This window comes from Bradyrhizobium sp. (assembly GCF_030654605.1).
GTDB lineage: Bacteria > Pseudomonadota > Alphaproteobacteria > Rhizobiales > Xanthobacteraceae > Bradyrhizobium.
Map to the genome: position 1 here is coordinate 1 of NZ_JAURXB010000082.1, position 8421 is coordinate 8421.

Below are 8421 nucleotides of genomic sequence, written 5' to 3' on the forward strand. Positions count from 1 at the left end.
GTCGCGCCGGGTGAACACCGTGGAGCCCAGCTGCGGCACGAACGCGATCGGCGCGTCCTTCCGCATCTTCGCCAGCGTCGGGTAAGGGTCGGCCCAGAAGCTGGCGACGTCGATCTGGAAATGCGGGGCGTTGGACATGGGCGCGGGGGGTCCGGGGAGGGGCTGGCCCGCAAGGTGGCCAAGCCGGGCCGGACTGTCAAACCCGTTTCTCGGCACTACTCGTGATGCACGGGGACGTCGATGCCGTCGGCGGCATATTGCCGGATCTTGTTGCGCAGGGTGCGCACCGAGACCCCGAGCACGCGCGCGGCGCGGGTGCGATTGCCGTCGCAGCGCCCCAGCGTCTGCAACACCAGTTCGCGCTCGACCTCGCCGACGGTGGCGCCGATCAGCAACGGCACGATTTCATTGGGAGCCAGCGAAGGCGCCGGAACCGGCGCGGGGACTTGAGTCGAGGCTTGAGTCGAAACTTGCAACGGGACTTCAGACTCACGGATCATTGACACCTCCCGATCAACGCTCGCTCCGGGACACGGAGCGGAAACATCGAGAACGAACGACCCCAGCAACCGCAAGGTGCGGTGATTTGGTTAACGAAATCCTAACGGCCTGGGGGAGCCGGGTAGACGCGGTGCGGCAACAGAAGCGCCACCCGCAGTTGTCATGCCCCGCCACCGGGTCTCGCCTTCGGCGAGCCCGATGACAGGCTCCAGCAGCGCACCCAGTACGCCGCGGCCTCTCGGCAAGATCTCCGCCGTCTCTGGAATACTGGGTCGTCCGGTCAAGCCGGACGATGACAGGAGATGTCGTTGCAAGCGGCCTGCCCTCAAATCGTCCGGTAGCCGCCATCCACCATCACGATCGAGCCGCTGACATAGGCCGACAGGTCGCAGGCGAGGAAGATCGCGGGGCCGACGATGTCCTCCGGCTTGCCGGGGCGGCCGAGCGGGGTGTGGTCCATGAAAACCCTGACCAGATCCGGATTGGTCGCGCGCACCTTTTCGTTCAGCGGGGTTTCGATAAAGCCCGGGCCGATCGCGTTGACGCGCACGCCGTCCTTGCCGAGCTCGGCGGCGAGCGCCTTGGTGAAGCCGAGCACGCCGTGCTTGGAGGCGGTGTAGGCCGGCGAACTCGGCGTGCGCAGATGCACGAAGGACTGGATCGAGCCGATGTTGACGATGCGTCCCCGGGCGGCGCGCAAGGAGCTGAGGAACGCATAGGTCACATTGAAGACGCCGGTGAGATTGATCGCGATGATGTCTTCCCAGTCGCTGATCACGGCCTCGGGCGCGCCCAGCATGCCGTTGCGTCGCGCGATGCCGGCATTGTTGACCAGGATCGAGACCTGTCCGACGGTGTCGGCGATCTTCTTCGCCACCGCGACGCAGTCGTCGCGTTTGGTGACGTCGAGCGCAAAGCTCTCGGCTTTGCCGCCCGCGCTGCGGATTTCCTGCGCGGCTTCGGCCGCGGCCTTTTCGTTCATGTCGAGCAGCACCACCCGCGCGCCCTCCCTGGCGTAGCCTGCCGCGATCGCGCGTCCGATTCCGGAGGCGGCGCCTGTGACGACCGCGATGTGGTTTTCGAGAAGGGGCATGGGGTTTCCTCGGTGTTTTTGGTTTTCTGAATGAATACAAACTAATTCAAATTGACGGCCGCGGAAACGGAAAGCTTTACCGCTGCATTGTATCCATTCGCTCCGGTGTCGCACCATGGATAGCAGACTCGGCGAATGGCAGCTCGAACTCGAGCGGATCTGGCAGGCGGCCGCGCCTGACTGGCGCGAAGCCGCGCGACTCACCGAGGTGATGGCGCGGACCGGCGCCGAGGCGCTGCTGCGGCAGGCGGCCGCCCAGGCGCTGCCGATCCTGCGTCACGCCGCGGCGGCAACCGCCGACCCCGCCATCACCGACGCCGCGCGGCGCCGCCTCGGCGTCATTCGCGAGGCCCTGCATACGCTCACCACGCCAAAATTCGGCCGGCGCGACATCCCGGTGAAGGCGCTGGCGCCGGAAGCGCGGCATCGGCAGCTGCTGGGCCTGCCGCTCGACCGCCGGCTGTCCGCGCCGGAAATCCACCGCGCCTGGAAGCGCGCCGCCAGATCGGCGCATCCCGATGCCGGCGGCAGCGCGCAGGCGTTTTTGGCGCTGTCGGCGGCGCGCGAGGCGCTGATTGCGGAAGTACGATTCCGCAGGGTGTAGGAACGGCAATGGGCACGGCGCTTGTCCGCGCGCGTGCCCATCTTCTCCGCCGATCGAACGGTTTTTCTTACAGCGAACAGCGGCCCTCGCGCAGCATGCCGTCCTTGACGGCTGGGTGGGAGCCGTGAGGCTCACGCGCCCCGGATACCAATGAGTGTTCCGGCCCCGCATCAGGTTCAAGGCGGCGGTCATGGAACCCGCCGCCGACGCAGTGCCGTTAGCCGATCCGCCCCGCGCTTGCTACTATTGCGGCAACGATTCGATTGCACGCACGCCTGCCTGCAGAATCCCGGAGGGAACCCGATCCATGAAAATTTCATCCAGCCTTCGCGTCGCGCTGCTCGCGCTGATGGCTTTCGCCGGCACGGCGCTGTCCTCCGCTCGCGCCGACGAGGGCAGCGTGCAACTCACGATCTACAAGGCCGGCTGGGTGATCGGCGGTTCCGGCGGCGGCGGCACGCTGAATTTTCGCGGCCGCAACTACGCGCTGTCCGCCGGCGGCCTCGACTACGGTCTGGTGTTCGGCGGCTCCAAGACCGTGCTGCGCGGCCGCGTCAGCAACATCAACCGCCCCTCCGACGTCGCCGGCGTCTATGGCGCCGCCGGCGCCGGTCTTGCCGTCGGCCGCGGCGCCCGCGCCATCGTGCTGACCAACCAGAAGGGCGCGGTGCTGGAACTGTCGGGCCGCCAGACCGGGCTGATGGCGAATGTCGATCTCAGCGGGCTCGCGATCACGCTGAAGTAGGATTCTCTCTCTCTCGTCGTCCCTGCGAACGCAGGGACCCATAGCCACCGGCGTGAGACGGGCGACGACTGCGTCATCCATCTCGTTTGAACGAGAGCACAACGCGGTATGGGTCCCGGATCGGCGTTCGCTGTCGCTCACTTGTCCGGGACGACGAGGGTGCGAGCGTCTCGATTAAATTTCAAACAGCAGACACACGCCCGCATTGTCGCGGCGCGATGCGCCCGAGCTTTGCGTATTCGACGCCCTCGAAAACAAGGAGGGCGCAGGGAAAGCCGGGTGCGCGCTGCACCCGCGGTCTCGTGTGCAAATAGTGTAGTGTAGGCGGCACACGAGCATACAGGTGAAGCGGAGGCATCCGGCTTTCCCTGCGCAGTGGTTTACGGATTATACCGCGCTCTCCTCGGCGAGCCCTGCACTTTTGCCGCCGTTGCCCGCGAGAAGTTTTGCTTCTCGCGAACGTGACACCTGCCCTTGGGGTGTCGGGACCACACGTCTTCACCGTCCGCTCGAATTGCGCTCGTCAGTCGCAACTTCCGCGTCCACCGCATCCCACCGCGCGTTCGTGACGATCGCGATCCGCCCCTCTCATCGGGTGAGACGGGCGGGATATAGACCGGCCTAATATTTCTGTAAATCGGAATATTTTTATTTGAACGGCTTGACTTTGATTTCCGATAATCGGAAGTGATTTGCCCGACGGGTTGATTTGTCGCAGGCGACGCGCTCAGGCGTGGCGGCAAGGGCGGGCGCGATCGAGCGTCGTCATGGCGAGCCAACGGGTCGCGCGAATGCACGCCCGATGACAGGCTCCGTGAAGCAATCCAGCTTCGCCGGTTCAGCGAACCCCGCTACCGCCTCGCCCTGCGCCACTGCACAACGGTGTTTGCGACCCCGAAGCCGCAGATCAGCAGCAACAGCACGGTGATGACGGGATTGCCGGCGAGCCAGGCCACCGCCGCGAAGCCCGCGAAAGCCACCATCGCCAGCGCCTGGGAAACCCCGACCCGCTGCCGGATCTCCAGCGGGATCGAACGATTGAACAGCACGTACATCATGTAGTATCGCGACGAAAGCTCATCGGCGAATTGCAGCGGAAAGTAATTGCGCGCATCCGCGTCCGCACGCGCGAGCATCCATGCCGACACCAGCAACAATCCGCCGCCGAACACGACCAGAAAGCTTATCGCGATGCGGACTTCCGGGCTCACGCGTGCCACCTTATCGCGGCCATCATCATGGTTTGCCGCTGGCTGCCGCGACCAGCAGGCCTGCGGGTCCGCGTTGCGAGATGGCGCTACAGTCGGTGCCTTTCTCGCCTTCCCGCGCATTCAGAATTCCGGCCCTGATCAGCGTCGCGCGATCGTCCGGGCAGAACGCGGATGATTTTCGGTCCAGCTCGTCGAGACTATTGGGAAAGGACAGAATACAGGCTTCCGGACTCCTGAGGCCGGCAACCCGCGCGATCGATTTTAGGATCAGCTTGTAGGCACGCCTCGCCGTCATTTCGCCGCCCTGATCGAGCCGCGCCGTGGACAGCACGCCGACATGATGGGGCGTCGTCTCATCGCCGAAGCTGGTGGAAAAGACATAGCGCAAAGGTTCAAACTTCAGGTCATGGGGAATAATGAGATACTTGAAGGATGGCGAGCTGCCCTCGGCGGCCGTGGTCCGGATAAACACCTCTGCGACCTTGCTGACGTCGAACTGGGCCGGCGTTGCCAGCAACTCCGGTCCCAACCGGAGACTGGATGTCTGCGTCACGACCGGCGCCGTGAGCACCGTCTGGAGCGCGCAAACCAGCGGCCGGACGAAATCCGTGCTCTTCAAATCCGCGTGGAGATAGAGCACGACCTCGGCCGGGACGACGAGCCGCTGCGCCATCGCAGAGGATCCGCCGGCGACAAGCGACGCGGCAACCAACAGCAGCCGGACAAGTCCGTGGCTCGAATGCGGGGTCAATTGCTTTCTCACGACATCCCGAATACTCCACCCGCAGGATGGGGTCGAGCGAAGCGAAACCCTTCATGGCCATCGCGACATGTGATGGTTTCGAAAGGGCTAACCCGGCTCACCGGCCTCTAACCAATTCCGCCAGTTCCTGCCAAGGCTGCACCGACCAGTATCGCGTCGCGGCGCCGGACGGCGAAGCCAGCACGAACACGACAGGAAAATCGCCGTCGGCCTGTTGCCGCCCCAGCGCAACCGCTTTCGTCGGCCGGCCGTAGAACAGGCTGGCGGCCTTCTTGCTGGTGAAGGCGATGGTGTTTGGCCGGTAGCGCAGCATCTTGTCCCGGAAGGCCGCGATATCGACGGGAAATTTGAGCGCCTGATGGTCCATGCCCGCGCCGGTCTTGCAGACATCGGTGAAGCCGATGCCGAGCTTCAACAGCGCAGAAAATTCATGCGGTTCGTAGCGGCGCGGCGTGATGCCGACCTCGTGGATGGTGCGCCAGAAGCGATTGCCGGGACCGGCGTAGTAATGGCCGAGGTCGGCGGACCGCTGTCCGGCGGCTGTGCCGACGAAGACGAGGCGGAGGTGGGGTTGGAGTTGGTCGGGGAGTTTTTCCAAGCCAGGTGTTCCCATCGCGAAAATTTTGGTCCTGCGATGGGTATCACAGTGCTCAACCCGTCTACGGGCTGGCGATTACGATGAGTTAGTTGTCGCCAAGGGCGGATAGCACAGCGATGAATTTGCCGAACAAAGTATGGTGCTCAATTGATCCTGATGAAATAGTTTACTGTAATGTTCCGCGGACGTGTTTCTGTTCCGCCTGCAGCACCCGTGCTCGATGATCCGCCGCCGTACCAAGCGTCTTGCCTTCCGGCTCGATTTCCATCGTTGCCGCCGGGTCTAGGCGTTTCGTGAGTGTGAGTTTTGAAGTCGTCGGCTTGAAATTCGCCGAGTTTCTTGTTCTCGGGGTTGCCTCGCTGCTGTTGGTCAGCAGCTGCTAAATCCGAATTACTGCTGCGAAGGAATACGCCACGCAGATCGGGAAGCTGAGTTTTTCCTGTTACAGCCGCGTATTTGCTTCCTGTGGCCGGTTGTCCCTTGGCGAGTACCCAATTACGGCTAATCCCGGGTTGAGCTTGGAATTGCGCTTCCTCAAGCATAGAAGCAACGATAGTCCCAACTGGAGCATCCATTTCTTCCTCCAAAATACGATTTGTTTGCAAATAAAGCTAAAATCTCGTCATTCATGAATAAGCACGTCTTTAACAGATAAACGCATAGGTTGCAATCGACAAAATGAGACCGGGCTCTCGCCCGGCCTCAACCTAGATCGCCTCTCACAACACCCGATTGCTCTCCTTCACCTTCTCCGCATCCAGGTAAACCTGCCCGCCCATGTCCTTGAACTTCTGCGACATCGTCGCCATCCCGTCCTCGATCACGCCCGACATCGTCATGCCGACGGCCCCGCCCGCCACCGCGCGCTTGTCCGGATCGTTCAGCGTGGCCGCGTAATCCCGCACATCCTGCGTGATCTTCATCGAGCAGAACTTCGGGCCGCACATCGAGCAGAAATGCGCGACCTTGTGGGCGTCCTTCGGCAGCGTCTCGTCGTGGTAGCTGCGCGCGGTTTCCGGATCGAGGCCGAGGTTGAACTGGTCTTCCCAGCGGAAGTCGAAGCGGGCGCGGGAGAGGGCGTCGTCGCGCAGCTGGGCGGCGGGGTGGCCCTTGCCGAGATCGCTGGCGTGGGCGGCGATCTTGTAGGTGATGACGCCGACCTTGACGTCGTCGCGGTTGGGGAGACCGAGATGCTCCTTCGGCGTCACGTAGCACAGCATGGCGCAGCCGAACCAGCCGATCATGGCGGCGCCGATGCCTGACGTGATGTGGTCGTAGCCCGGCGCGATGTCGGTGGTCAAAGGCCCGAGGGTGTAGAACGGGGCTTCGCCGCACTCCTTCAACTGCTTGTCCATGTTGATCTTGATCTTGTGCAGCGGCACATGGCCGGGGCCTTCGATCATGACCTGACAGCCTTTCTTCCAGGCGATCTGGGTGAGTTCGCCGAGCGTCTCCAGTTCGGCGAATTGCGCGCGGTCGTTGGCGTCGGCGATCGAGCCCGGCCGCAGGCCGTCGCCGAGCGAGAACGAGACGTCGTATTTGCGCATCAGGTCGCAGATTTCCTCGAAGTGCGTGTAGAGGAAGCTCTCCTTGTGATGCGCGAGGCACCACTTCGCCATGATCGAGCCGCCGCGCGACACGATGCCGGTGACGCGGTTGGCGGTAAGGTGGATGTAGGGCAGCCGCACGCCGGCGTGGATGGTGAAATAGTCGACGCCCTGTTCGCACTGCTCGATCAGCGTGTCCTTGTAGAGCTCCCAGGTCAGCTTGACGGGATCGCCGTCGCACTTTTCCAGCGCCTGATAAATGGGAACGGTGCCGATCGGGATCGGCGCATTGCGCAGAATCCATTCGCGCGTGGTGTGGATGTTGCGCCCCGTCGAGAGGTCCATCACGGTGTCGGCGCCCCAGCGGATCGCCCACACCATCTTGTCGACTTCTTCCTCGACCGATGAGGTGACGGCGGAGTTGCCGATATTGGCGTTGATTTTTGTCAGGAAATTGCGGCCGATGATCATCGGCTCGAGTTCGCCGTGGTTGATGTTGCAGGGGATGATGGCGCGGCCGCGCGCGATCTCGCTGCGGACGAATTCCGGCGTGACGAACGCCGGCACCGCCGCGCCAAAGCTTTCGCCGTCGGCGATGGCGGCTTCGGCGCGTTCGAGCTGCACCTTGCGTCCGAGGTTTTCGCGGGTGGCGACGTAGATCATCTCCTTGGTGATGATGCCGGCGCGGGCGAATTCCAGCTGCGTGATCATGTGGTCGCCTAGCCCACGCAGCGGCTTGTGATGCGCGGTGAATGATTTCGCCGCATGCGAGGCGCCGACATTGCCATTGTCTTCCGGCTTGATGTCGCGGCCTTCGTATTCCTCGACTCCGCCGCGCTCTTTCACCCAGGCGATGCGGCCACGCGCGAGGCCGGCGTTGACGTCGATGGTGACGGCAGGATCGGTGTAGGGGCCCGAGGTGTCATAGACCGGAAGATCCGGCTCGCCGGCGCCCTTGCTGAGGATGATCTCGCGCAGGGGAACGCGCAGGTCCGGCGCTTCATCGGGGGTGACGAAGATTTTGCGGGACGAGGGGAGGGGTCCGGTGGTGACGGCGGGAAGCGTGGTGTCGGGGTTGGAGCGGATGTTCATGGGTTATCCTCCGGTGGATTTTGTTGTCGTTTCCGTCATTGCGAGCGAAGCGAAGATGCCCGCTACAACAAAAGTGTCGTCGCCCGGCTTGACCGGGCGATCCAGTACGCCGCGGCTTCTCGGTCGAACGCGACCGTCTCTGGAATACTGGGTCGCCCGGCACAGGCGAGCGGAAGCGACGCCGTCCTTCGTACGGCTATGCCGGGCGATGACACCGGTGCTCATCTCACGCCGCCTCCGCGTGCAGCCCGAGCCAGGCGCGCACCC

General features: G+C 63.5%; 9 protein-coding genes and 1 pseudogene. 2 read left to right on the forward strand and 8 right to left on the reverse strand.

Annotation, left to right across the window (positions count from 1 at the left end; all coding sequences use genetic code 11):
* The 3 genes and pseudogenes from Q7U29_RS08830 to Q7U29_RS08840 form a co-directional block, all read right to left on the reverse strand.
* A pseudogene (locus Q7U29_RS08830) lies at positions 1-138 on the reverse strand (cytochrome P450); the annotation flags it as partial.
* Positions 139-215: 77 nt separating this feature from the next.
* Positions 216-500, reverse strand: a complete 285-nt coding sequence (locus Q7U29_RS08835) for a helix-turn-helix domain-containing protein (protein WP_304740510.1) — start codon at positions 498-500, stop codon at positions 216-218.
* A gap of 326 nt (positions 501-826) precedes the next feature.
* Positions 827-1594 (reverse strand): SDR family NAD(P)-dependent oxidoreductase, encoded by a 768-nt coding sequence (locus tag Q7U29_RS08840; protein ID WP_304740512.1) that lies wholly within the window; start codon positions 1592-1594, stop codon positions 827-829.
* A 115-nt stretch (positions 1595-1709) separates the two neighbouring features.
* Between Q7U29_RS08840 and Q7U29_RS08845 the strand changes: the two genes are divergently transcribed.
* Both Q7U29_RS08845 and Q7U29_RS08850 read left to right on the forward strand, forming a co-directional pair.
* Entirely contained in the window at positions 1710-2198 is a 489-nt protein-coding gene (locus tag Q7U29_RS08845) for a hypothetical protein (RefSeq protein ID WP_304740514.1), read from the forward strand.
* Positions 2199-2505: 307 nt separating this feature from the next.
* Positions 2506-2943, forward strand: coding sequence for a hypothetical protein (locus Q7U29_RS08850; protein ID WP_304740516.1), 438 nt, complete (start codon positions 2506-2508; stop codon positions 2941-2943).
* An 851-nt stretch (positions 2944-3794) separates the two neighbouring features.
* Here the strand turns inward: Q7U29_RS08850 and Q7U29_RS08855 are convergent.
* The 5 genes from Q7U29_RS08855 to thiC all read right to left on the reverse strand — a co-directional run bounded on the left by Q7U29_RS08855 (position 3795) and on the right by thiC (position 8154).
* Positions 3795-4154 (reverse strand): hypothetical protein, encoded by a 360-nt coding sequence (locus tag Q7U29_RS08855; protein WP_304740518.1) that lies wholly within the window; start codon positions 4152-4154, stop codon positions 3795-3797.
* 25 nt (positions 4155-4179) lie between these two features.
* Positions 4180-4917, reverse strand: coding sequence for a hypothetical protein (locus tag Q7U29_RS08860; RefSeq protein ID WP_304740520.1), 738 nt, complete (start codon positions 4915-4917; stop codon positions 4180-4182).
* Positions 4918-5014: 97 nt separating this feature from the next.
* The gene (locus Q7U29_RS08865) at positions 5015-5515 is read right to left on the reverse strand and encodes a mismatch-specific DNA-glycosylase (protein WP_304740522.1); all 501 of its coding nucleotides are present in this window, start codon (positions 5513-5515) and stop codon (positions 5015-5017) included.
* A gap of 143 nt (positions 5516-5658) precedes the next feature.
* Positions 5659-6090, reverse strand: a complete 432-nt coding sequence (locus Q7U29_RS08870) for a hypothetical protein (RefSeq protein WP_304740524.1) — start codon at positions 6088-6090, stop codon at positions 5659-5661.
* Between the two features lie 144 nt (positions 6091-6234).
* A complete protein-coding gene (gene thiC / locus Q7U29_RS08875) occupies positions 6235-8154 on the reverse strand; it encodes a phosphomethylpyrimidine synthase ThiC (protein ID WP_304740526.1) in 1920 nt (639 codons plus the stop codon).
* Positions 8155-8421 lie beyond the last annotated feature (267 nt).